Annotated in this window: 18 protein-coding genes; 7 read left to right on the plus strand and 11 right to left on the minus strand. The window is 63.2% G+C overall.

All coding sequences use genetic code 11. From position 1 onward, the window contains the following. Positions 1-370: ABC transporter permease subunit (locus NKH05_RS26295; protein WP_352495200.1), on the plus strand; the 370-nt coding region annotated here is incomplete at its 5' end. 33 nt (positions 371-403) lie between these two features. Next, positions 404-1,405, plus strand: coding sequence for an Ldh family oxidoreductase (locus NKH05_RS26300; protein WP_023718030.1), 1,002 nt, complete (start codon positions 404-406; stop codon positions 1,403-1,405). A gap of 57 nt (positions 1,406-1,462) precedes the next feature. Here NKH05_RS26300 and NKH05_RS26305 read toward each other — a convergent pair whose 3' ends face one another. Further along, positions 1,463-1,732, minus strand: a complete 270-nt coding sequence (locus NKH05_RS26305) for a hypothetical protein (RefSeq protein ID WP_352484389.1) — start codon at positions 1,730-1,732, stop codon at positions 1,463-1,465. A 243-nt stretch (positions 1,733-1,975) separates the two neighbouring features. Between NKH05_RS26305 and NKH05_RS26310 the strand changes: the two genes are divergently transcribed. Then, a complete protein-coding gene (locus NKH05_RS26310; RefSeq protein WP_023718032.1) occupies positions 1,976-2,950 on the plus strand; it encodes a complex I NDUFA9 subunit family protein in 975 nt (324 codons plus the stop codon). 27 nt (positions 2,951-2,977) lie between these two features. Here NKH05_RS26310 and NKH05_RS26315 read toward each other — a convergent pair whose 3' ends face one another. Next, on the minus strand, positions 2,978-4,351 hold the full coding sequence (locus NKH05_RS26315) for a cytochrome P450 (protein ID WP_023718033.1): 1,374 nt from the start codon (positions 4,349-4,351) through the stop codon (positions 2,978-2,980). A 184-nt stretch (positions 4,352-4,535) separates the two neighbouring features. Here NKH05_RS26315 and NKH05_RS26320 point away from each other — a divergent pair, with 184 nt between their 5' ends. The 4 genes from NKH05_RS26320 to NKH05_RS26335 all read left to right on the plus strand — a co-directional run bounded on the left by NKH05_RS26320 (position 4,536) and on the right by NKH05_RS26335 (position 11,614). Further along, positions 4,536-5,105, plus strand: a complete 570-nt coding sequence (locus NKH05_RS26320; protein ID WP_023718034.1) for an NADPH-dependent FMN reductase — start codon at positions 4,536-4,538, stop codon at positions 5,103-5,105. Between the two features lie 58 nt (positions 5,106-5,163). Beyond that, positions 5,164-7,830 carry a caspase family protein gene (locus tag NKH05_RS26325; RefSeq protein WP_353026395.1) on the plus strand — a complete coding sequence of 889 codons (2,667 nt, stop codon included), beginning with the start codon at positions 5,164-5,166 and terminating at the stop codon, positions 7,828-7,830. Positions 7,831-7,976: 146 nt separating this feature from the next. Beyond that, positions 7,977-10,448 (plus strand): DNA topoisomerase (ATP-hydrolyzing) subunit B, encoded by a 2,472-nt coding sequence (gene gyrB / locus NKH05_RS26330; RefSeq protein WP_352495206.1) that lies wholly within the window; start codon positions 7,977-7,979, stop codon positions 10,446-10,448. A gap of 248 nt (positions 10,449-10,696) precedes the next feature. Beyond that, positions 10,697-11,614 carry a hypothetical protein gene (locus tag NKH05_RS26335; protein ID WP_023718037.1) on the plus strand — a complete coding sequence of 306 codons (918 nt, stop codon included), beginning with the start codon at positions 10,697-10,699 and terminating at the stop codon, positions 11,612-11,614. A 103-nt stretch (positions 11,615-11,717) separates the two neighbouring features. Here the strand turns inward: NKH05_RS26335 and NKH05_RS26340 are convergent, their stop codons facing one another. The 9 genes from NKH05_RS26340 to NKH05_RS26380 form a co-directional block, all read right to left on the minus strand. Continuing rightward, complete coding sequence (locus NKH05_RS26340; RefSeq protein ID WP_353026398.1) at positions 11,718-13,184, minus strand: hypothetical protein; 1,467 nt, start codon at positions 13,182-13,184, stop codon at positions 11,718-11,720. Positions 13,185-13,324: 140 nt separating this feature from the next. Continuing rightward, complete coding sequence (locus NKH05_RS26345) at positions 13,325-14,722, minus strand: NAD(P)(+) transhydrogenase (Re/Si-specific) subunit beta (protein ID WP_353026400.1); 1,398 nt, start codon at positions 14,720-14,722, stop codon at positions 13,325-13,327. A 6-nt stretch (positions 14,723-14,728) separates the two neighbouring features. Further along, the gene (locus NKH05_RS26350; protein WP_036244434.1) at positions 14,729-15,151 is read right to left on the minus strand and encodes an NAD(P) transhydrogenase subunit alpha part 2; all 423 of its coding nucleotides are present in this window, start codon (positions 15,149-15,151) and stop codon (positions 14,729-14,731) included. Then, positions 15,151-16,425, minus strand: coding sequence for a Re/Si-specific NAD(P)(+) transhydrogenase subunit alpha (locus NKH05_RS26355; RefSeq protein ID WP_352484384.1), 1,275 nt, complete (start codon positions 16,423-16,425; stop codon positions 15,151-15,153). The genes NKH05_RS26350 and NKH05_RS26355 overlap by 1 nt, the downstream gene beginning before the upstream one ends. 81 nt (positions 16,426-16,506) lie before the next feature. Then, positions 16,507-16,731 (minus strand): aa3-type cytochrome c oxidase subunit IV, encoded by a 225-nt coding sequence (locus NKH05_RS26360; RefSeq protein ID WP_023718042.1) that lies wholly within the window; start codon positions 16,729-16,731, stop codon positions 16,507-16,509. Between the two features lie 236 nt (positions 16,732-16,967). Continuing rightward, entirely contained in the window at positions 16,968-17,117 is a 150-nt protein-coding gene (locus NKH05_RS26365) for a DUF3096 domain-containing protein (protein ID WP_023718043.1), read from the minus strand. A gap of 125 nt (positions 17,118-17,242) precedes the next feature. Beyond that, on the minus strand, positions 17,243-17,926 hold the full coding sequence (locus NKH05_RS26370) for an N-acyl amino acid synthase FeeM domain-containing protein (protein WP_245278538.1): 684 nt from the start codon (positions 17,924-17,926) through the stop codon (positions 17,243-17,245). Positions 17,927-18,170: 244 nt separating this feature from the next. Then, positions 18,171-20,483, minus strand: coding sequence for a putative bifunctional diguanylate cyclase/phosphodiesterase (locus tag NKH05_RS26375; protein ID WP_023718046.1), 2,313 nt, complete (start codon positions 20,481-20,483; stop codon positions 18,171-18,173). 152 nt (positions 20,484-20,635) lie between these two features. Continuing rightward, a complete protein-coding gene (locus NKH05_RS26380; RefSeq protein WP_352716438.1) occupies positions 20,636-24,115 on the minus strand; it encodes an indolepyruvate ferredoxin oxidoreductase family protein in 3,480 nt (1,159 codons plus the stop codon). Positions 24,116-24,287 lie beyond the last annotated feature (172 nt).

Consider the following 24,287-nt stretch of genomic DNA (forward strand, 5'->3'; position numbering starts at 1 on the left):
CTCGTATGCCGGCTATGAAGGTGAAGTGATGCGTGGCGCCTTCGCCGGTGTACCGCACGGCCAACTCGAGGCGGCCCGCGCTTTCGGCATGAGCCGTTGGAAAATCTTCGGGCGAATATGGCTCCCGCAGGCGATCAGCCGGGCGCTGCCGACGCTGGCGGGTGAAACCGTTCTCCAGCTGAAAGCAACACCGCTGGTGGCAACGATAACCATGGTCGACATCTATGCCGTAGCCTCGCGGGTGCGCCAGGATCTCTTCGTCACCTACGAACCCTTGCTGCTTCTGGCGTTGGTCTATATGTCCATCACCGGTATCCTGGTGTTCGGCTTCCGCCGGCTCGAGGCACGGATCCCGAGCAAGCTAGGCTAAAGCTGTTAAAGTCGCGAATTCAGGGCAGCTACCATGCAACTCAGTCTCGACCAGGCGACAGGGCTGTGCCGGATGGCCGCACTTGGCGCCGGCGCCAACGAAGAGGCGGCGCAGTCGCTGGCTGCCTCGATCGTCGCGGCCGAGGCTGAAGGACTATCGACCGTCGGGCTGTCGCATTTCATTGATTATCTCGAAGCGCTGGAAGCCGGCCGTATCGACGGCAATGCCGATCCTGTCATCACCAGGCCAGCGCTCGCGGTTTATCTCTCCGATGCCCGCGGCGGACTGGCGCATACCGGTTTCGACCGCACGATCGATGACCTCGCCAAGGCGGCGCGGCTGTTCGGCGTTGCCATCTTTTCGCAGAAGAATGCCTATACGTGCGGCGCGCTCGGCTATTTCACCGGACGGCTGGCCTCGCAGGGATTGGTATCGTTCGCCGCGACCAACGGCCCGGCCGTGCTTGCCGGCTCGGGCTCGGTCAAGCCGGTCTACTGCACCAACCCGATGTCCTTTGCCGCACCGGCCGCGGACGGGGCGCCGCTGGTCATCGACCAGTCGTCGAGCGCCACCGCCTTCGTCAACATCCGCAAGGCGGCCGAGGACGGCAAGAAGATCCCCGAAGGCTGGGCACTGGACGCCAGCGGCAATCCAACCACGGACCCGGCAGCCGCCATGAAAGGCGCCATGCTTGCCTTCGGCGGCCAGCGCGGCGCCAACATCGCGCTGATGGTCGAGGTGCTGGCTGCCGGCCTGTCGGGCGCCAACTGGTCGCTCGATGCGCCATGGTTCGACGGCGGGCAGGACAGTCCGGGGACCGGCCTGTTCGTGCTCGCCGTCGAGCCCAAGCTGCTCGATCCGGACTTCGAGAAACGGATGAAGGACCAGCTCGACCGGTTGCGGCGGCGCTATGGCGTGCATGTGCCGGGGCGTGCCCGGGCCGAGGCCGCGGAGAAGGCGGCGGCGCGCGGCATAAGCGCGCCGAAAGCTGTGGTGCAACGCATTTCCGAATTCGCCGCGCGCTATTCGTCCTGAAGAAATTCGTTTGTCCGATGAGCGGCTGAGGAGGCCGGCCGATCCGGCAGCGCGAGCCTACTTCCCGCAATAATGATCGTTGATGACGTTCGCCGCATTCGCGTCCGGTCCTACCCTGTTGTAGGAGCAGGGTTCGGCGGCTGTCGTGAACAGGTGGTTGTCATAGTAGCGCGGGCCACCGAACAGGAACTCGATGATGTCGCCGTTGGCGGGAACATAGCGTTCGGGTTGAGCTTGGTGGTGATGCCGGTTTCCGGCGAATGCCGAGGCGCCAATGCTGCAGCCTGCTGCTAATGCCAGAGCGAAGATCGCAACGCGTTTTGTCATTGGCAATATCCTTCATTCGGAATCAAACCATACATCTAAAATCGCCGACCGAACAAAGGTTCCTGTTTCGAATGGAGTTACCGCAAAGCCGGGCCTCGGCGGAGTTTTCTGCCGTTTCGAGCGGATCCGGAAAATCATGCTTCAACAATGCCGGGCGACCTATGGTCGCCCTTTGCCTTTGGCGCGAAACGGACTATGAAACGGCTTTAACCAAGCCATCTGGATAGCCCGCCGGAGCCAGCCATGACCGAAATCCTGCAGACCCCAAAGCTCGTCGTCGTGTTCGGCGGCTCCGGCTTTGTCGGTCGTCATGTCGTGCGGGCGCTGGCCAGGCGCGGCTACCGCATCCGGGTCGCCTGCCGTCGGCCCGATCTCGCCGGCCACCTGCAGCCGCTCGGCAATGTCGGGCAGATCCAGCCGGTGCAGGCCAATGTCCGGGTGCGCTGGTCGGTCGACCGCGCCGTGCAAGGCGCGGACCATGTCGTCAATCTGGTGGCGATCGCGCATGAGGCCGGCCGGCAGAAATTCACTGCCGTCCACGAGTTCGGCGCGCGCGCTGTCGCTGAAGCGGCGCGCGCCGTCGGCGCCGGCCTCACCCACATCTCGGCTCTGGGCGCGGATCTCCACGCACAATCGGACTATGCGCGCACCAAGGCGCTTGGCGAAAAGGCCGTTCTTGAGACGGTCCAGGACGCTGTGATCCTGCGGCCATCGATCAATTTCGGGCCGGAGGACGGTTTCTTCAACCGCTTTGCCAACATGGCCCGCTTTTCCCCAGTCCTGCCGCTGATCGGCGGCGGTCAGACGAAATTCCAGCCGGTCTATGTCGGCGACGTCGCCGAAGCGGTGGCGCACTCGGTCGACGGCAAGGTCCAGGGCGGCCATATCTATGAGCTCGGCGGGCCGCAGGTGCTCACTTTCAAGGAATGCATGCAAGAATTGCTTGTTATCATCGAACGCAAGCGGTTTTTGCTGCCTATGCCGTGGTGGCTGGCGAACCTCCAGGCATCAATTCTCGGGCTGCTGCCCAATCCGTTGTTGACCAAGGACCAGGTCCTGCTGTTGCGCCAGCACAATGTCGTGTCGGATGCCGCCGTCAAGGACAACAGGACGCTCGCCGGCCTTGGAATCCAGCCACGGTCGATCGGAACCATCCTGCCCAGCTATCTCTGGCGCTACCGCGCCGCGGGCCAGTTCCAACGCAAGTCCGCCGCATAATACCGGCGCGAATGGACGTTCAGCCGCTTACGAGGCGCGCCGGGTGACTTGCATCGGCAGCCCGCCTTGCGGTTGCGTCGTCAGCTTCTGCACCGGCCAGGGGCGGGTCTCCGCGGTGGTGTCGAAACGGTAGCGCGACAGCATGATCGCCAACGCAATGATCGCCTCCTGCATGGCGAAGCTGGCACCGATGCAGACGCGGGGGCCGGCGCCGAACGGCAAATACTGGAAACGGTCGATCTTTTCGCGATTCCCCGGATGAAAGCGCTCCGGCATGAAAGCGTCCGGCCGGTCCCATAATTTCCTGTGGCGATGGACGACCCACGGCATCACCAGCACCGCGGCGCGTCGCGGTATATAGAGGCCGTTCCAGGTTTCGGGTTCGATCGGTTCGCGGTTGATCGAGGGCGCCGGCGGATAGAGCCTGAGCGCCTCGTCGAAGGCGGCACGGGTCAGCGGCATGGCGTCGAGCCATTTCGTCGGGTCGGGCTCACGCGCCAGCACAGCATCGATCTCGTGCTCGATCTTTTCGCGCTCCCATGGCGCTTCGGCGAGACAGTAGAGCGTCCAGCCGAGCGCCCTGGCTGTAGTCTCGTGGCCGGCGCCGATGAAGGTGATGATGTTGTCCTCGACCTCGGCCCGGGTCAGCCCGCCCGGTCCTTCCGCCTTCAACAGCAGCGTGAGAAAATCCTGCGGCACCGTGTCCGGAGCGCGCCTCAGCCGCGCCTCGCGCATCTGCACCGTGTCGGTGACGATCTTGCGGAAGTAGGCCATGGTCTTGCGGCCGCGGATGCGGGTCAGGCGCGGCAGCCAATCGGGCGCACGCAAAAGGTCGAGCGGATCGACCCGGCCCATCGTCTCGAACAGGCGGTCGATCTCCTTGGCGAAGCTGCCCGGCTCGCCCGATATCTCGCCCGAAAACAGCGTCTCAGCCAGGATGTCGAAGGTGAGCAGCGTCATGTCGTGGGCGATATCCGACGTGCCACCTTGCTCGTAACGGGTGACGAATTCGAGCGTGCGTTTCAGCATCGGCTCGGCGAAGCCGAAAATGTGACGCGGCGTGAATACCGGCGCCATCGCCTTGCGCGAACGCCGCCACACCTCGCCTTCGGCGGTCAGCAGCCCGTCGCGCAGGATCGGCCGCAGGATCTTCTGGCGCACCGTCGCCATCTTGTAGTTCTTGGCGTTGTCGACCAGCACATGGCGGATGAGGCCGGGATCGTTGGCGATGACCAGCGGTCCACCGACGCCGTTCACCGAAATCCAGGGCTCGTTGTAGGTCGCCTCGCCCCACAGTTCGAGCGGATTGCGATAGACGATGCGGATCATCTCCAGCGTCGAAGGCGGCGCGGTGCGCGGCTTCGGCGCCGGCGGGACGAAGGGGACGGGCTGACTGTCCATGGCTTGCTCCGCTGACCCCTCAATGTAGTGGCTGGCAAGGCAAGCGTCCATGTGGCCGGACGACAAGGCGAAGCATCCGCTCTCTGGAATGTGACCGGGGCACCGGAAAGTGCCTGCTTGCTGTGTCCGGCTGTGTGTCTTAGGTGGCAGCACCACAGATGCCACTAACCGGCGGGAGCCTGCCTTGAAGCACCAGTTGAACGTCATCATCGGCAGCACGCGGCCGGGCCGCGCCGGACCCGTTTTCGCAAGGTGGTTGGAAAGTTTTGCGCGCGAACACGGCAAATTCGAGCCATTGCTCACCGATATCGCCGCCTTCAACCTGCCGGTGCTGGACGAGCCGCATCATCCTAGACTCGGCAGATACGAAAACAGCCACACGAAAGCCTGGTCGAAAGCAATCGACGCCGCCGACGCGTTCGTCTTCGTAGCGCCGGAATACAATTATTTCGCAGCCCCCGCGATCGTCAACGCGGTCGACTACCTGCTCAGGGAATGGCGATACAAGCCGGCCGCCATCCTCAGCTACGGCGGTGTCTCCGGTGGCTTACGAGCGGCGCAGGCGGTCAAACCGTTGCTGACCGCGGTCGGCGTCATGCCGATTCCGGAAGGCGTGGCGCTCCCGATGTACCAGAAGCTGCTCGACGAGACCGGCGCCTTCCTGCCCAGCGAGCAGGTGCTCGGCGGAGCCAAGACCATGCTGGACGAGCTGTCCCGCTGGAGCGAAGCGCTGAGGCCGATGCGCGCCAGCTAACAACGCGAACGGCCGGGCTTGCCGATGCCATAACTTGCTCATGCCATAAAGAGATGGAATGCTCCGGGAAATGACCGGGCCGGGGCGGTTCGATTTGCGTCTTCTGTTTGCTGTGCTGCTGATCCTCTCGACGGCCTCCGGTGCCATGGCGGAGCGGCGCGTTGCGCTGGTCATCGCCGAGAACGACTACCGGCTGATCCGGCCGCTCGCCAATCCCGTCAATGACGGCGAGGTCATGGAAACGGTGCTGAGGAAGCTCGGTTTCGAGGTCTTCCTCGAAACCAACCGCGACCTGCGGCGCATGCGCCGGGCGCTCGACGATTTCCGCGAGGATGCTAAAGGCGCCGACGTGGCACTGGTGTTCTTCTCCGGCCACGGCGTCGAGATCGCCGGCGAGAATCGGCTCCTGCCGGTGGATGCAGACGCGTCGTCGCTCGCTACGCTGGAAGGGACCAGCCTGCCGCTGGAGGAGATCCGCGCGGCCGTCGCCGCCACCAGCAAGGTCGGACTGATCGTGCTCGATGCCTGCCGCAGCGATCCGTTTGCTGCCACGGGCGGCGAAGGCCGCGGCGCAACGGCGCTGGTAAAAGAGGTCAGCGACAAGGTCCGGCCGGGTCTTGGCCGCATCGGGCGGGCAGAAAACATCCTGTTTGCCTTCTCGGCGGCGCCCGGCGAGACCGCCTCGGATGGGACCGGCCAGAATTCGCCGTTCACCGCGGCGCTGACGAAATACCTCGGCACCGAGGGTCTTGAGATCCGCTCCGTGCTGACGCTCGTGCAGCAGGAGGTCTACGATCTCTCGCGCGGCAGGCAATTGCCCTATGTCGAGAGCGGCCTGCCGCAGTTGTTCTTTGCCACGACAGCCAAGGAGAAACTGCCGGAGCGCGAACGCTTGTTGCTGGCCATGGCCGAGGTGACGCCCGCGATGCGTGGCGAGGTGGAAAAGATCGCCAGCGACGCCGACATGCCGCTGGCACCGCTCTATGGCGCGTTGATCAGTTCCGATGCCGGCCGCCTCTCCGCGGACAGTCTGAACGCCAGGCTGCGTGAGGCAGCCGACGCCTTCGTCAAGGTGCGGAGCGAAATGCAGACGCTTTCCTCCGACGATCTCAGAGTGGCAGCGTTGCGCCGGCAGGCGGAAGAGCAGCTTTCGCTGGGAGCGTTCGATGCCGCGCGGAAAAAGCTTGCCGAAGCAGCCGAGATCGACAATATCTCGCGCAACGCGCTGAAGGCCAATTTCGTCAGTCGCACGCTTTCCGAAGCCGCGACGCGCTATTTGTCCGGCGGGGCAGCGCGCGCCGACCTCGACTACGCCACAGCCATCAAGGATTATGAATCCGTGCTCACGCTTTATGGCGAAGCCGGACAGGTGGTGCTGTCGCTCGACGACACCGACCGCTTGATCCGCACGCTGGACGAGCTCGGCAAGCTCTATACCACGGTCGGCAACATCGATGCTGCTGGCCGCGCCTTCGAGGCGCTGCAAGCCGATCTCGAGCGGCGGTCGCGCCACGAAACCGATCCCAACGTGAAGCGCGACTTCGCCGTCAGCCACGTCAAGCTCGGCAACGTGCGGATGGCGCAAGGCAATCTGCCGGCAGCGCTGCAAAACTATGAAACGGCCAAGACCATTCTGCAGGACCTGACCGAGGCAGAGCCGGACAATCTGGAGTGGTTCGGCGACCTCGCCATGACCGACGACAAGATCGGTAACGTGCTGGCGACGCAAGGTGATCTGGCCGGCGCCGCACAGGTCTATCAGGAAAGCCTGTCGATCAAGAAACAGCTCGCTGCCGGAGAGCCCGACCGTGCCGAACTGCAGCGCGACCTGACCATCACCTATGATGAGATCGGCCACCTTGCCCATGTCGCAGGTCAACTGGACAACGCACAGGCGGCCTATCAAGAGAGCCTGAAGGTGCGGCTGGCGCTGGCGGCGGACAGACCGGGAGACGCCGATCGGCAGCGTGACGTCTCGGTCAGCCACGATACGATAGGCGACCTGCTGCGCGAACGCGGCGACGCCGCTGGGGCGCTGACGGCCTACAAGGAAGGCCTGGCGATCGTCAAGCAACTGGCGAAACGCGATCCGGACGACACCGAGCTGAAACGCGACCTGTCCGTCGGCAACGCCAAGGTCGGCAACGCGCTGAGCGACCAGCAGAATTGGCCGGCGGCACTTTCGGCTTATCGTCAGGCATTCTCGCAAGCCAGCGCGCTCGCCGCCGGCGACCCGAACAACACCGATTGGCAGCGCGACCTGTCCGTGTGCCTCGAGAAGGTCGCCGGCGTCCTGGCGATACAGGGCGACCACAAAGGCGCACTGAAAGCCTATCTGGACAGCTACGCGATTGCGGAGAGGCTGGCGAAGCTCGATTCCGCCAATTCCGACTGGCAGCGGGACTTGTCGATAACGCTGTCCGAAGTCGCCACGCTCCGCCTCAGGCAGCGCGACGTCAGGGGAGCCCGGCAAGCCCTTCAGGACAGCCTTGCCATTCGCGAGAAACTTGCCCAGTCAGATCCGGACAACGCCACCTGGCAGCGCGACCTGGTGGTTGCCTATATCGACTACGCCCAAGTCGCAAAGGACCCGAAAGCCGTCCTTTCCAAGGCACTCGACATGACGCTGGAGCTCGACCGGACCGGTCGGCTGGCGCCGCGATACAAGTTCATGATCAAGTTTTTGCGTGAGCGGCTGGCCAGGATCGAAGCCAGGCGCCGGTAGCGGGTTCACGCGACGGTCATTCCGTTCGGAAATGCCTGCAAACCTTGGAAAAACCGCCTTTTGCGCCTATATCTACGACATTAGGAATGCGCGATTCGACGCCGATTTTTCGCGCTCTGCACACGGCACCAATCAGACAGGTTTTCATGAGCGACCACACCGACATCGCCAACGGCGTTGAAGCCGAATACGGCGCCGATTCCATCAAGGTTTTGAAGGGCTTGGACGCCGTTCGCAAGCGGCCGGGCATGTATATCGGCGACACCGACGACGGCTCGGGCCTGCACCACATGGTTTATGAGGTGGTCGACAACGCCATCGACGAAGCACTGGCGGGCCATGCCGACCTGGTGACGGTGACGCTCAATCCGGACGGCTCGGTGACGGTCATCGACAATGGCCGCGGCATTCCGACCGATATCCACACCGGCGAAGGCATTTCGGCGGCCGAAGTGATCATGACGCAGCTGCATGCCGGCGGCAAGTTCGACCAGAACTCCTACAAGGTGTCGGGCGGCCTGCACGGCGTCGGCGTGTCGGTCGTCAACGCACTGTCGGCCTGGCTGAAACTGAAGATCCGTCGCAACGGCCAGATCTACGAGATGAGCTTCACGCATGGCGATGCCGACGCGCCGCTGCGCATCACCGGCAGTTATGAACAAGACAAGGTCCCCGGCACCTATGAAGGGCGCAGCGGCAGCGAAATCACGTTCTTGCCGTCGTCCGAGACCTTCACCATGGTCGAGTTCGACTATGGTACGCTGGAGCACCGGCTGCGCGAGCTCGCCTTCCTGAACTCCGGCGTGCGCATCGTTTTGACCGATGCCCGCCATGCCGACATCGTGCGCCATGAACTGCACTATGATGGCGGGCTGGAAGAGTTCGTCCGATATCTCGACCGAACGAAGAAGCCGTTGCTCGACAAGCCGATTTCGATCCGCGCCGAGCGCGACGGCATCACCGTCGAAGTCGCCATGTGGTGGAACGACAGCTACCACGAGAACGTGCTGGCCTTCACCAACAACATCCCGCAACGTGACGGCGGCACGCATCTCGCCGGTTTCCGGGGTGCGCTGACACGCCAGATAACCGGCTATGGCGACTCCTCGGGCCTGACCAAGAAGGAAAAAGTGGCGCTGATCGGCGACGATTGCCGCGAAGGCCTGACCGCGGTGCTGTCGGTCAAGGTTCCCGACCCGAAATTCTCCTCGCAGACCAAGGACAAGCTGGTGTCGTCCGAGGTTCGCCCGGTGGTCGAAGGGCTCGTCAACGAGGCGCTCGGCACCTGGCTCGAGGAGCACCCGACCGAGGGCAAGGCGGTCATCGAGAAGGTCATCCAGGCCGCTGCCGCGCGTGAAGCCGCGCGCAAGGCACGCGACATCACCCGCAAGAGCTCGCTCGGCGTCACCTCGCTGCCCGGCAAGCTGGCCGATTGCCAGGAGCGCGATCCGGCGAAATCCGAGATCTTCATCGTCGAGGGCGACAGCGCCGGCGGCTCGGCCAAGGGCGGCCGTTCGCGCCAGAACCAGGCCATTCTTCCGCTGCGCGGCAAGATCCTCAATGTCGAGCGCGCCCGCTTCGACCGCATGCTCGGCTCCGACATGATCGGCACGCTGATCACTGCGCTCGGCACCTCGATCGGCAAGGACGAGTTCAATGCCGACAAGCTGCGCTACCACAAGATTATCCTGATGACCGACGCCGATGTCGATGGCGCCCATATCCGCACCTTGCTGCTGACCTTCTTCTTCCGCCAGATGCCGGAACTGATCGAACGCGGTCATCTCTATATCGCGCAGCCGCCGCTCTATAAGGTGACACGAGGGAAGAGCTCGCAATATATCAAGGATGAAGCCGCCTTCGAGGAATTCCTGATCGGCTCGGGGCTGGAAGAAGCGTCGCTTGCGCTCAGCACGGGCGAGGTGCGGGCCGGACAGGATCTGCGCAGCGCCATCGACGATGCCCTGGCTGTCCGCCAACTCATCAACGGATTGCATACGCGCTATAACAGAGGCGTGGTGGAGCAGGCAGCGATTGCCGGCGCGCTCAACCCCGAAATCTTCACCGACCTCGGTCGCGCCAACGAGATGGCCGAGCGCGTTGCCCGCCGTCTCGACATTATCGCCGAGGACACCGAGCGCGGCTGGACAGGCCGCATGTCGACCTCCAACGAGGGCGTCGGCGGCTATGTATTCGAGCGCACGGTGCGCAGCGTCAAGGAGTTCGCGCATCTCGACCTGGCGCTGATCAATTCCGCCGACGCACGCCAGCTCGACCGCTATGCGCCGCGCCTGGCAGAAATCTATGGCGAGCCGCCGGTGCTGCGCCGCAAGGATGTCTCCGAAACAATTTCGGGGCCGCTGGCACTGCTCAATGCCGTGTTTGCCACCGGCCGCAAGGGTCTGACCATGCAGCGCTACAAGGGCCTTGGCGAAATGAACGCCGAGCAGCTCTGGGAAACGACGCTCGACCCGAATGTGCGCTCGCTCTTACAGGTCAAGGTCAATGACGCGACTGACGCGGACTCACTGTTTTCGCGACTGATGGGCGACGAGGTTGAGCCAAGGCGCGAATTCATCCAGGAAAACGCGCTGTCGGTCGCCAATCTGGACATCTGAGCCGCCATCCAGAATACCCAGCCTGCAGGCATGAAGTGCATTGGTGCATCTTGGCGCACCGACGCCGACTGCTGCACCGCAACAAAGATCACCGAGGATCTCCCGGAACGGAAAGTCTTTCAAGGCATTGTAGTTGATCACAATCGCCGCAGGAGGCATTCATGGGACGTGGCATTTTGCTCTGGCTTCTCGGAGTCCCGATTCCGATCATTATTCTGATTCTGCTTTTTGCAAGGTAGGAGGCTTCCATGCCGTCCACCCTAACGACTACCGAGGTTTCCGCACCGACGGAATCCTCATCCCCCGCCGTCAGCTGGGGACCAATCGTCGCCGGCGCCTTTGCTGCGTCGACGCTTACCTTCATCTTGATGCTGCTCGGCTCCGGGCTTGGACTTAGCATGGTGTCGCCATGGTCCGGCTCGGGTGCGTCAGTCACAACTTTCGCCGTTTCCACCGCCGTCTGGCTGATCGTCGTGCAGTGGCTGTCGTCGGCCCTCGGCGGCTACCTCGCCGGACGCCTGCGCACCAAATGGGTCGGCATCCACACCGATGAAGTCTTCTTCCGCGATACCGCTCACGGCTTCCTGGCCTGGGCGCTGGCGACGCTGCTCGTCGCCGGCGTGCTCGGCACGGCGCTTTCGGCCGCGATAGGTACCGGTGTCCAGGCCGCTTCGACTGTGGCATCCGGCGCGGCAATGGGCGCTTCGGCAGGTGCTGCTGCAAACGCTGGTGGCGCCTCGACTGACAACGCCACATCGTATTTCGTCGATACGCTGTTCCGCCCGGCCGATCCGGCAAGGCTCGCTGCCGCCAATCCGGAGAGCGACGCCGCGGCAACGGCGCAGGCATCGCGCATTCTGATCGCGAGTGCCGCAGCAGGCGAAATATCGGCCGACGACAAGACCTATCTGTCGCGGCTGGTGGCCGCCCGCACAGGCCTGTCCGAAGCCGATGCCACCGCTCGCGTCGATGCGGTAATCGCCAAAGCGCAGGAGGCCAAGGTCAAGGCCCAGCAGGCGGCCGACACCGCCAGAAAGGCAGGCGCCACCTTCTCACTGATTGGCGCGCTGTCGCTGGTCGTCGGGGCTTTCATTGCCAGTGCGGCTGCAGCACTTGGCGGCAGGCAGCGCGACGACGAGGAAGCGATTTTCCTGACCAATCGTTGATCGGCGCCTAAGCGAACTCGGTCCGCTTCGAAGATTACCCCGAAGCGGACCTTGCTTTGAGCTGTCGGCGCAGCATTGTCGTGCGTTGCTCGCCACCGACAGCTCAGTCCCCCAGCTTGCGGCCGAGATCGACCGCATCGCGCAGCACGGCAAGGTGCGAGCGCGGCACGCCGGACGGTGCGTTGGCCTCGACGCCGCTCGCCGTCAACGACCAGTAGAGCGTGTGTGTGAAGACGCGGCCGAGCGAGCCGCGCAGCTCGACCTGGATGTTTTCCACGCCCGGACCAAAGTTCTCCGTCATCGGCCCGGAGATCGGGTCGCCGGTCAACCAGCCATTGCCTCTGTCGAAAATGTTGGTCCAGCGCATCGCGGCAAACATCGCGCCATGATGCACCGCCCGCTGTGGCTTGCCCGAATGGCTGCGGCCTTCCTGATAGAGCATAGTCCCGCCCGCCGCCCTGTCGGCGATCGGCGGGCATGCCGAGAACAGCCGCTCGGCGATGCCGCGCCTGAACTCGGCAAGATTGTAGGTCACCAGAAACTCGCTGTGGGTCAGCGGACTGCCGAGCGTGACGAAATCGCTGATCTTCCACGGCAGCGGATGATCGGCGTCACTGTCGCGAAGCTGCCGGTAGAGTTCCCATTGGCCGCGCCGGAATGTGGGGAGGTCATCGAGGCGGTCGGGCCAGGCGGAAGCATCGGTGGCCAGCATCGCCTTCTCGACGGCGTGGATCGCCTTCAGCCTCGCTCTGTCGCGAATGGCTTCCAGCTTTCGAGGCCTGAAATCGGCCCATAATATCTGCAACAGATCATAGGCTATGATCGACCCCAGGCTGTGCGAGACCAGCACGATGCGGTCGTAGGCGTCGTCCACCATAAGGCGCTTCAGCAGCTTGAGGCCACGCTCGCGGACCAGCGCGCGCTTCTCGACCGTCGCCGCTTCGGCCCGCACATAGGCGGCGGCATCGCCGAAATAGGGCAGGCCAAACTGGTCCACCGACCAGATAACGAACGACGCCAGGACGGTGACAAGCACGCCGGTCGTCCAGGAGATATAGCCTTGCCAGGCCGACGTTGCGAGCGCCAGCGCCGCGCCAAGGACGACGATGGTGGCCAAAAGCGTGACGACATAGAGTTTGCGCACATCGCGCGGAATATCGGCGGGCTTGCGCCAGAGCAGGGTCGTCACCCAGGCAGCAAGGCGGCTCCGGGTCGTGCCCTGGGTGATGTCGGCCCAGTAAAGCTCGTAGAAATCGGTGCGGCGGCCATCGACATCATACGGTGTGGTGATCCGGCGAAGCTCGTGCGAATTGGTCCGGCTGTCGGGCGTGATCCAGCTCTGGTTGATCTTCGCACCCATTGGGTCGGCCGGATCAGCGACATGGGCATAGAACGGAGCACGGGCCGGATCGTGGCTCCAAACGGCCTGGACAAATCCCCTCAACGTGTCCATGGGCCGCTGTTCGCCCATACCGTGCACGACCACCACCGCCTGGCTGCGCTTGCGCGGCACCTTCTCTGCTGCGGTCAGATCGGCGGCCGGCGACGCGGCAGAACCAGGGTCGGGCACAGCACCTCCACCGATGACGCCGTTAGACAAGACGACGGGTCGCTATCGTAGCTTCAGAACCGGTAACAGCCAAGAAAAAGCCCGGCGCGGAGCCAGGGCTGTATTTCGACGACCGGCAGTGAGTTGGCAACGACGCCGTTTCAGTGATCAATCGCCTTGACGATCTCCTCGGTCATCTTCTTGGCGTCGCCGAGCAGCATCATGGTGCCGTCCTTGTAGAACAGCGTGTTGTCGATGCCGGCATAGCCGGACCCGAGCGAGCGCTTGACGAACAGGCAGGTGCGCGCCTTGTCGACGTCGAGGATCGGCATGCCATAGATCGGCGACGATTTGTCGTCGCGGGCGGACGGATTGGTGACGTCGTTGGCGCCGATGACATAGGCGACATCGGCCTGCGCGAACTCAGAGTTGATGTCCTCCAGCTCGAACACTTCGTCGTAAGGCACGTTGGCTTCCGCCAAGAGCACATTCATGTGGCCGGGCATGCGGCCGGCCACCGGATGGATGGCGTATTTGACGTCGACGCCGTTGGCCTTGAGCTTGTCGGCCATTTCGCGCAGCGCGTGCTGCGCCTGGGCGACGGCCATGCCGTAACCCGGCACGATGATGACCTTTTGCGCATTCATCATCAGATAGGCGGCATCCTCGGCAGAGCCCTGCTTGACGGTGCGCTCGATGCCGTCGTCGGCAGCGGCTGATGTCTCGCCGCCGAAGCCGCCGAGGATGACCGAGATGAAGCTTCGGTTCATGCCTTTGCACATGATGTAGGACAGGATGGCGCCCGATGAGCCGACCAGCGCGCCGGTGATGATCAGCGCCAGATTGCCGAGCGTGAAACCGAGTGCCGCCGCTGCCCAGCCCGAATAGGAATTGAGCATCGATACGACCACCGGCATGTCGGCGCCGCCGATCGGGATGATGAGAAGGACGCCGAGCACGAGCGAGGCGACAACGATCAGCCAGAACACCAGCTTGGACTCGGTGGTGACGAGCAGCATGATCAGCACAATGAGCGCTATGCCCAGGGCTGCGTTGATGAAGTGACGGCCGCCGATCATGATCGGCTTGCCCGACATGCGGCCGTCGAGCTTCAAGAAGGCGATGACCGAGCCGGTGAAGGTGACGGCGCCGATGGCAACGCCGAGGCTCATCTCGATCAGCGCCTGGGCATGGATATCGGCGACGGTGCCGATGCCGAAACTTTCCGGCGCATAGATGGCGGCGGCCGCCACCATGACCGCGGCAAGACCGACCAGCGAGTGGAAGGCGGCGACCAGCTGCGGCATCGAGGTCATGGCAATGCGCCGTGCCGTGACCGCACCGACCGAGCCGCCGATGGCGAGGCCGAGCACGATCAGCGCAAAGCGGCCGGCGGAAGGGGTGGCCAGCGCCAGCGTCGTGACAATGGCGATGCCCATGCCGATCATGCCGTACATGTTGCCCTGGCGGCTGGTGGTCGGATGCGACAGGCCGCGCAATGCCAGGATGAACAGGATGCCGGAGACCAGATAGAGGAAGGAGGCGAAGTTGGCGTTCATAGCGGCCTACTTTTCCTTCTTCTTGTACATGGCCAGCATGCGCTGGGTGACGAGGAAGCCGCCGAAGATGTTGACCGATACCAGCATCAGCGCAACAAAGCCGAAGCCGGTGGCGATGCCCGAGGCCGAGATGCCGACGGCAAGCAACGCGCCGACGACGATGACGGAGGAAATGGCGTTGGTGACCGCCATTAATGGCGTGTGCAGCGCCGGCGTGACCGACCAGACGACGTAGTAGCCGACGAAGATCGCCAGCACGAAGATGGCGAAGCGGAAGACGAAGGGATCGATCGCGCCGCCGGACAGCGCGTGCGCGGCGTCACCAGCGGCCTCGGTGCCGGGCGCGGTGGCCAGGTTCTGGACCGCAAGGCGGACGGCAGCTGTGGCCTGGTCGAGCTGGTCGAGGGCTTTCTGCAGGGTCTGATCCATCACGCGATCCCTCCGGTGGTCTTGGGCTTCCTCGAAGCGGCCGGCCTCTTCGCAGCCGGCTTTGCCGAAGCCTCGGCAACCATCGTCTTGGCCGGAATGGCCGGCGGTTCGACATGTTGGCCCTTTGGCGGCTCCTGCTCAGCCCTGACGAAGGCGGGATGCACGACCTTGCCGGCATCGGTCAGCATGGTTGCCTTGACCAGCTCGTCGTCGCGGTTGATGGCAAGCGTCTTCGTCGCCTTGTCAACCAGCGTCTCGAGGAAGGCATAGAGGTTTCTCGCATAGAGCAGCGAGGCGGAGGCGGCGACGCGACCGGGAACGTTGAGATGGCCGACGATCTTTACCCCGTTGGCGGTGGTCACCACCTGCCCCGGAACGGCGCCCTCGACGTTGCCGCCACGCTCGACCGCAAGGTCGACGATCACCGAGCCGGGTTTCATCGAGGCGACCATTGCCGCAGAAACCAGCTTCGGCGCCGGCCGGCCCGGTATCAGCGCGGTGGTGATGACGATGTCCTGCTTGGCGATGTGCTCGGCGGTCAGCGCCGCCTGCTTGGCCTGATACTCCCTGGACATTTCCTTGGCGTAGCCGCCGGCCGTCTCGGCCGCCTTGAATTCCTCGTCCTCGACCGCCAGGAACTTTGCGCCGAGCGAAGCAACCTGCTCCTTGGCAGCCGGGCGCACATCGGTGGCGGTGACCACGGCGCCGAGGCGGCGCGCGGTGGCGATGGCCTGCAGACCGGCGACGCCGACGCCCATGATGAAGGCCTTCGCCGCCGGTACCGTGCCAGCCGCCGTCATCATCATCGGCAACGCCCGGTCATATTCGGCAGCCGCGTCGATCACCGCCTGATAGCCGGCGAGGTTCGCCTGGCTGGATAGAACGTCCATCGACTGGGCGCGGGTGATGCGCGGCATGAACTCCATGGAAAAAGCAGTAGCACCGGCCCTGGCCAACGCGGCGACGCCGGCATCGTTGCCATAGGGATCCATGATGGCGATCACGGCAGTGCCCGGCCGATAGACTTTCAGCTCGGCATCGCTCGGCCGGCGCACCTTCAGCACGACATCAGCCCTGGAAACATCGCCGGCCTTGCCGATCGCGGCGCCGGCCTTGGCAAACTCCTCGTCGGGAATGCGCGACGCCGCGCCGGCGCCAGCTTCGACGACCACGTCGAAACCCAGCGCCGCCAGCCGCTTCACCGTGTCGGGCGAGGCCGCGACGCGCGGTTCGTTCGCGTCGAGCTCACGAGGGATGAAAACCGTCTGTCCCACCGCATGATCCTTTCGGCCGCAACCCGTTACCGCAAGACGCCGGCCGGCCCCCGGCGGCGTCCTCGACAAAAATTGGAGGAGTTATCGGAGAATAAAGGCGCCGACGGCCAGGATCAGAACGAACAGGATGGTCCCCGAGAAGAAGCCGCCCACAAAGAAGCCGAACGCCATGGCCAGAAGCACTGCGGCGCAAAACAGCGACCCGTATTTGGCCAGCATCAGGAAGCCGGCATAGGTGCGGTCGTGCTCGGCATAGTCCATCTTCGCGCCCAGTTCGACAGGACCGGTCGGCGTGTGTTCAGCCATAGGAATACCCCTTCGAAGACATCTTTCAGGCACATAGCGAAAAGCCGCGTTAAGGGCAATGGCGCTATTGCCGCATCGCCGCAGCCAACAGTCTCAAGCGAAACTTGAAATCGCTGCGTCAATGATGTGGCGCAACGTGCGCAGCGGCTATGACTGACCCAACCCCTGAAACGAGGCGGGTCGGAGCGCGGCGATACCAATCACAATGGATGGCAGGTCCGCTATTGCCGATGTCGTTAGCTGGCGAGATGCGGGAACAGCCCGAGCAGGCCGACAACGATCAGATAAAGGGCGACGATATAATTGAGCAGCCGCGGCATCACCAGGATCAGCACGCCTGCAATCAGTGAGATAAGCGGGGTGAGGGCGAGCGTGGAAATGGTCATATCGGTTCCTTTGATCGGATGGCTGTCGAAGCGATACGTGGCGGATATCGGCCGTGCCGACCTACCACCAGCACCCTTGCCGTTATCCAGAACGCCGAAGCTACCGGAAGGCTCCATGGGCTCGTTCAGGCGGCTTCGCGAAAATACTTGGCGGTTGGCAGGATGGTCAGCGGAGCGAGTTCGCCGGCACCGGGCGCATTGAATAACATACGCTGCTCCATTGGCGTCGAACGGAAGAATGGAAAGCGCGACAGCGACCGTTCGCGAATAGCGCCAACATCAGCACGGTAGAGCACGACCTTGTTATAGACGCCAGGATAGGCACGAGGCTCACTGATCTTCTCGGCGTAGTAGATCCGCTTGTAGAAGCCGGCGTGATCCTCGCGGATGGTCGAAAGGCAATAGGGCGCGTTGAAGTGAAAACATGCCATGCCGGCGAGCCGCAGCGTGAGATAGGGTATTTGCGGATAGACGCGCGACCATTCCGGGTCGGAGGCGAACCGACTGGGGCAGACGAAGCTCATGCCCTCCTCGAGCATCGGCATGACGATGTCACCGAAAGCTTTGGTGGAAGGCGATCTTGGCGTCGACAGCGTTACGTGATGAATACGCAGTGTGCTGACGAGTTCCTGGTCGATGTAGACACCGAACCGGAAGACGTTAGGCACCTCGTCGAGTTCGTCGTGAATGGTGTGGTTCTCGTTATCGGGAACCATATCGTTGGAACGGTACGACTTGTAGCGCAGGCGATAGATGTCCTCGAGATCCTCGCCCTTGTCGCAACGGCGGTATTCCGTCCGCTCCAGCATCGCCGAAACATTCCTGGCGAAACTAGACATAGTTTCGGACGAATTTTCACCGCCCGCGCTCGCCGCATGGCCGAGCGAACTCAACTGGGCACACATGAACTCTATTCCCCGCGATTACCGCCACCAGCCGACACTACGGACGGGTCATGAGATGTAAAGATGAAAATAAGTACGAGCTCGTTTACCGCTCGTTAAGGTTAACAATTAATAAAATTATACTAAAATACGCGGTTTTCAGCGCAAATCAGCGCCGCGGCGCCTTCCTTGCGGTCTGGATGTCTTTGGCGAATGGCCAGACGGTGCTTGACATCGTCTCGATGCCGGACGCGCTGAGTGCCGACCCGAACAGAAAGCCCTGGACCAGGTCCGGCTTGACCTGCAATGCTAGGATCTTGAGCTGTTCGAAGGTCTCGACACCTTCGACGGTAACCGAAAGTCCCAGCGGCCGTGACAGGTTGACGATGCCCTTGAGCAATTCGAGCGACCGGCTGTTCTGGGTAACGTCGATCAGGAACGAGCGATCGATCTTGATCTTGTCGAGCGGCAGTTTGTGGAGATAGCTGAGGCTCGAATAACCGGTACCGAAATCGTCGAGCGCGATGCGAACGCCGAGCCGCTTCAATTCCTCGATATATTGGCGTGTCAGCGACTTGTCATCGAGCAGCGCCGTCTCGGTGACCTCGATCTCGAGGCGGTCGGCCGGCAGACCGGAACCGGCCAGCGCATCGCGAACCTTCTGGATGACATCACGATTGCGGAAATCCTTGGCCGAGAGATTGACCGACACGCTGGTCTGGGCCGGCCATTTGGCGCATTCCGTGCAGGCCGCATGCAGGACGAAAGTGCTGATGTCGGAAATGATGCCCATTTCCTCCGCAAGAGGAATGAAGATACCGGGGGAGATCGGCCCGAGGTCGGGATGATCCCAGCGGCACAGCGCCTCGCAACTGGCGATCCGCATCGTGTTCATCGCGACGATCGGCTGGTAGACGACTCGCAGCTCCTTGTTTTCCACCGCACTGCGCAGATCCGCCTTCATCAGCTGGCGGCTGCGGAAGGCAGCGTCCATGGAGGCCTCGAACAGCCGCCAGCCGTTCTTGCCAAGCTCCTTTGCCTTGTAGAGTGCAAGGTCGGCCTTGACGATCATGGCATCGACGTCGGTATCCCTGACCCGCGAGAGCGCCGCACCTCCGCTGGCCTGGATGCGCAATCCGTGGCCGGCGACATCGACCTCGCCCTGTAGATTGACAAAGATCTCATCAACCTGGCCGGTCAGATGGCTTTCATCTTCGATGCGTTCGAAGAAGATCATGAACTCGTCGCCGCCGAAGCGGCTGACGGTGATACCTGGCCCGGCGATCGCGGCCAGCCGCTCAGCGACGGCGTAGATCAAACCGTCACCGACCGGATGGCCGAGCGTATCATTTACGCTCTTGAAATCGTCGAGGTCGAGCACGACCAGCCCGCAGAGACGATCCGGATCGCCCGAGGCCATGGCCTCCACGACCAGCTCATGGAAATAGGCGCGATTGGGCAGACCGGTGAGACTGTCGTAGCGCGCCATGAAGCGGATCTTGTCCTCCGCCTCGACGCGGGCGGTCACATCCTCGAAAGTGATGACGCCCAGTTCCTGGCTGCCTTCCCGGGCAGAAAATTCATAGTGCTGGCCGTTGGCGAGCGAGACCAGAACCTTGCGGTCGCGGCCCTCGCGCAGGGCGCGCGTCAGTTGGGCTTCGATGTAGCGGCAATCCTTCGGCGCCAGCATGCCGCCGGCAACGCCGCGCATCAGCAGACCGTGGATCGACCGTCCGAGCAAGGCATCCGGCGATTTGAGCGACATCAGGTGCGCGGCTTCGGCATTGGCCACCGCTACCCGGCCGTCCGGACCGAGCATGACAAGACCATGCGACATGGTGTTGAGGGCGCGGTTGAAACGCTGTGCGATGCGGTTCGCCTTTTTTTCCTCCGAGACGGCGGCAAAAAGCACGTCGCGGACCGTGTCGGCGAATTTGCGAATAGCAAACAGGAATGGGGCGGACAGGAGCCCGAGAAGGATGTGGTAGATATCGCCACGTAAAAGGAACCCCAACGAGATCGGCCACGTCAAGGCAAGCGTCAGGATGGTGACCATGCGCGGGGAGCCATAGTTGCGCCCGGCAATGGAGGTGGCCGTGGCCAGCGTCAGGCAGACGGAGGCGATCTCAGCGAAATTGTCGCGCGCAAAATAGATGCCAAGCAGGCAGAAGGCGCCAAGCGTGAGCCCGTGCAAGGAGCCATAGAGGATGTAGTCGTTCTCGCGCTTGTGCGCCTCTTCCCAGGTCGCCGGCGGGGGCAAGCTGTTGTATTTGCGGAAGTTTCTCATACGGAAGATGCCGACGAGAACCATCGCGATCGCGACAAGCAGATAAAGCGGGTCGCCGCTTTTCCACCAGACAAGGCCGATCAGGAAGGTCTGCGCGACAATGCCGATCGAAAGCGTAACGCCGTCGCGAAACAGAGTTTCCACGAACGGAATGTAAACGTCGACCGGAATCTCGTTTTGTCTTTTCAGATTCACGCCTGGATCCCAACCCTTGGGAACCCAGCAGTGTCACATTGGCCTTAAGAAAGGTTTAGAGAGGCGGTTTGAGACCTGCCGGGATCCCCCGCTGACGCTGCGGAAACAGGGAAACTACCGTTCAGGTAAACAAGGCGTATCACGGTGCGGAATCATTCGGCGGCTTGAAGCTGCGGCCGCAGTGGCGCCGTCGAAAGGCGGTCGAGCAGACGCTGGCGTTCGCCGGCGGCTTTTTCGGCACTGGCCCGCTTGACGTGGCCATAGCCGCGGATGAGCGCCGGCACCGAGACAAGCGCGGCAGCGGCCTCGATCTTGCCCGGTGCCAGCGCGCCGGCGACAAGCTCCAGGTCGGCTTCATAGATGGCAAGAAGCTGCCGCTCCATACGCCTCTCGGCGCTGTAGCCGAACAGGTCGAAAGCGGTGCCGCGCAGGCCCTTCATCGCCGCCAGCAGGCGGAACCCGTTCATCATCCACGGACCAAAGCTCGATTTCTTCGGCTTGCCGTCACTGCCGCGCCTGCCCATGATCGGCGGTGCGAGATGGAATTCGAGCCTGTCGTAACTCTGGAACTGCTTTGCGAGATCTGCGGCAAAGGAGCCGTCGGTATAGAGCCGCGCCACCTCGTATTCGTCCTTGATAGCCATCAGCTTGAACAGGTTCTTTGCGGCAGCTTCGGTCACCACGGTCGAACCGGGCACGACCTTGGTTTCGGCCTTACGCAGCGCTGCCAGTCTGTCGGCATAGCGCTTGCCATAGGCGGCGTTCTGATAGGCGGTCAGGAAGGCGACGCGGCGGGCAATGATGTCGGCCAGCGTCTCGGCAATCGCGGCAGGCTGCGTGGCCTTGCCCGGCTGGGTGAGAAGGCCGCGCACGAAATCCGGCTGGTGGGCGGCGCGGCGACCCCAGCGAAATGCCGCGATATTCATCGCCACCGCCTCGCCGTTGAGCTCGATTGCCTTCTCGACCGCCTCGTCCGACAGCGGCAAGCCGCCATGCTGGAAGGCAAAGCCGAGCATAAACATGTTGGCGCCGAGCGAACTGCCGAACAGCGCGGTGGCGGTGCGGGTGGCGTCGAAGAAATGCGCCTTGTCGTCGCCCGCGGCAGTTCTTATCGCTTTCTTCAGCCGCTCGATAGGCAGCGAGAAATCGGCCGAACGGGCGAACTCGCCCGGCATGATCTCGGCGGTGTTGGCGAGGAAGATGGTATAGCCTTCGCGCACCGCGGCCAGCACCTTCTTTGCACCCGAAACGACGAGATCGCAGCCAAGCACGAGATCGGCCTTGCCGGCCGATACGCGAATGGCGTGGATGTCGTCCGGCGTGCGGGCAATACGGACATGGGTGAACACGGAGCCGCCCTTTTGTGCGAGGCCGGCCATGTCGATCATGCCGCAGCCCTTGCCTTCGAGGTGGGCTGCCATGCCGAGCACTGCGCCAATGGTGACGACGCCGGTGCCGCCGACACCGTCGATGATTGCCGCCCAGCCTTGTTCACCGAGCGTAAATTGCGCCGGCGCCGGCACCCCCGCGAGCGGGTCGGCCGCGCCGGCTATGCCTTCGGCTTTCCTGATTTTGGCGCCGTGGACGGTGACGAAGGACGGGCAGAAACCATTGACGCAAGAGAAGTCCTTGTTGCAGCTCGACTGGTCGATCTTGCGCTTGCGGCCGAATTCGGTCTCGACCGGCTGGATCGAGACGCAATTCGACTGCACGCCGCAATCGCCGCAACCTTCGCAGACCAGCTCGTTGATGAAGATGCGCTTGTCGGGATCGGGGAAGGTGCCGCGTTTGCGGCGGCGGCGCTTCTCGGCGGCGCAGGTCTGGTCGTAGAGCAGCACCGAGACGCCCTTGACCGAACGCAACTCGCGCTGGACGAGATCGAGGTCGTCGCGGTGGTGGATGGTGGCGCCGGCGGGAAATTCCACCTTGCCGGTATATTTGTCCGGCTCGTCGGTGACGATGGCGATGCGCTCGACGCCCTCGGCGCGCACCTGCCTGGCGATCATGTCCACCGTCAGGCCGCCCTCGTGCGGCTGCCCGCCGGTCATCGCGACGGCGTCATTGTAGAGGATTTTGTAGGTGATGTTGGCGTCGGTCGACAGCGCGAAGCGGATCGCCAGCACACCCGAGTGGTTGTAGGTCCCATCGCCCAGATTCTGGAAGATGTGCTCGCGCTTCGAGAACGGCGCCTGGCCGACCCACTGCGCGCCCTCGCCGCCCATGGCAGTGAAGCCGACGGTGTTGCGGTCCATCCACAGCGCCATGAAATGACACCCGATTCCGGCGGCGGCGAGCGAGCCGTCCGGCACCTTGGTCGAGGAATTGTGTGGGCAGCCGGAGCAGAAGAAGGGCGTGCGCGAGGCGATGTCTGACGTGTCGGCCAGCATCGCCTGGAACTGGCGCAATTTCGCCACCCGCGCGGCAATTTCTTCCGACGGGCCGATCGTTAGCAAGATCCTCTCGCCGAGTGCGATGGCAATGTCGTTGGGGTCGAGCGCGCCCTTGGCCGGGAACAGCCAGTCGCCGCGTTCGTTTTTCTTGCCGACGATGACCGGCTGCGTGGCGGTGCCGTAAAGGTTCTCGCGCAGTTGCACCTCGATCAGCGAGCGTTTCTCCTCGACGACAACGATGGTGTCTAGGCCGCGAGCAAAGTCGGCGATGTGCTGCAGGTCGAGCGGCCACGGGCAGCCGACCTTGAACAGCCTGATACCGATACGATTGGCGGCCACTTCGTCGATGCCTATGTCTTCGAGCGCCTGCCGAACGTCGAGATAACTCTTGCCGATGGTGACGATGCCAAGCTTCGGGCTGCTGCCGCCTGAATAGACGATCCGGTTCAGCCCGTTGGCGTGGATGAAGGCCGAAGCAGCGGCGCGCTTGTATTCATGCAACCGCTCCTCCTGGCCGAGCATGTCGATCTCGTTACGGATGTTGAGGCCGCCGGGCGGCATGTCGAAGTCCGGGATGACGATATCTAGCCGGTCGAGCGCGGCATCGACCGAGGCCGTCGATTCGATGTTGTCCTTGACGCATTTGATCGCCGCCCAGGTGCCGGCAAAACGCGACATGGCAAAGCCGTAGAGGCCGTAGTCGATGATCTCCTGAACACCGGCCGGATTGAGGATCGGCACCATGGTGTCGACAAACAGGAACTCGGTGGCATGCGCGTTGGTCGAGGATTCGGCCATGTGGTCGTCACCCATCAGGGCCAGCACGCCGCCATGTTTCGACGAGCCGGCGAGATTGGCGTGACGGAACACGTCGCCGGAGCGGTCGACGCCCGGACCCTTGCCGTACCAGACCGAAAAAACGCCGTCACGAGTGCCCTCGCCCAGCAATTCGGCCTGCTGCGAGCCCCAGCAGGCGGTGGCGGCGAGCTCCTCGTTGAGACCGGGCTGGAAGACGATGTCCGACTGCGCGAGCTGGTCCCGGGCCTTCCACAGCTGCATGTCGAGGCCGCCGAGCGGCGAGCCGCGATAGCCGGAGACGAAACCGGCGGTGTTCAGGCCAGCCCGGCGGTCGCGCTCGCGTTGCATCAGAAGCATGCGGATGACTGCTTGGGCACCCGACAGGAAGATGCGCTCCTTTGCCAGGTCGAACTTGTCGTCGAGCGCGACATTGTGCAGCGTCATCAGGCATTTCCTGTGCGGAAGCCGCACCTGGAGGGTGCGCGGCCAACGTCGGAGTCAAGTACCTATAGTCTTTCTTCCCTTGCCGGGGAGGTCAAACAAAATCGAAGCCGCCAGGCGGTCCGCAACAAATCATCAACGCCGCGCCCGCCGGCGTAAGAAACCGCGCGTCGGC

The organism is Mesorhizobium sp. M1399, assembly GCF_040317735.1.
Classification (GTDB): Bacteria; Pseudomonadota; Alphaproteobacteria; order Rhizobiales; family Rhizobiaceae; genus Mesorhizobium.

Excerpts from the sequence above, each read along its gene's own strand:
- NKH05_RS26300 (WP_023718030.1), top strand. The coding sequence starts at position 404 with ATGCAACTCAGTCTCGACCAGGCGACAGGGCTGTGCCGGATGGCCGCA.
- NKH05_RS26305 (WP_352484389.1), bottom strand. The coding sequence starts at position 1,732 with ATGACAAAACGCGTTGCGATCTTCGCTCTGGCATTAGCAGCAGGCTGC.
- NKH05_RS26310 (WP_023718032.1), top strand. The coding sequence starts at position 1,976 with ATGACCGAAATCCTGCAGACCCCAAAGCTCGTCGTCGTGTTCGGCGGC.
- NKH05_RS26315 (WP_023718033.1), bottom strand. The coding sequence starts at position 4,351 with ATGGACAGTCAGCCCGTCCCCTTCGTCCCGCCGGCGCCGAAGCCGCGC.
- NKH05_RS26325 (WP_353026395.1), top strand. The coding sequence starts at position 5,164 with ATGCTCCGGGAAATGACCGGGCCGGGGCGGTTCGATTTGCGTCTTCTG.
- gyrB (WP_352495206.1), top strand. The coding sequence starts at position 7,977 with ATGAGCGACCACACCGACATCGCCAACGGCGTTGAAGCCGAATACGGC.
- NKH05_RS26335 (WP_023718037.1), top strand. The coding sequence starts at position 10,697 with ATGCCGTCCACCCTAACGACTACCGAGGTTTCCGCACCGACGGAATCC.
- NKH05_RS26345 (WP_353026400.1), bottom strand. The coding sequence starts at position 14,722 with ATGAACGCCAACTTCGCCTCCTTCCTCTATCTGGTCTCCGGCATCCTG.
- NKH05_RS26350 (WP_036244434.1), bottom strand. The coding sequence starts at position 15,151 with ATGGATCAGACCCTGCAGAAAGCCCTCGACCAGCTCGACCAGGCCACA.
- NKH05_RS26360 (WP_023718042.1), bottom strand. The coding sequence starts at position 16,731 with ATGGCTGAACACACGCCGACCGGTCCTGTCGAACTGGGCGCGAAGATG.
- NKH05_RS26365 (WP_023718043.1), bottom strand. The coding sequence starts at position 17,117 with ATGACCATTTCCACGCTCGCCCTCACCCCGCTTATCTCACTGATTGCA.
- NKH05_RS26370 (WP_245278538.1), bottom strand. The coding sequence starts at position 17,926 with ATGCTGGAGCGGACGGAATACCGCCGTTGCGACAAGGGCGAGGATCTC.
- NKH05_RS26380 (WP_352716438.1), bottom strand. The coding sequence starts at position 24,115 with ATGACGCTGCACAATGTCGCGCTCGACGACAAGTTCGACCTGGCAAAG.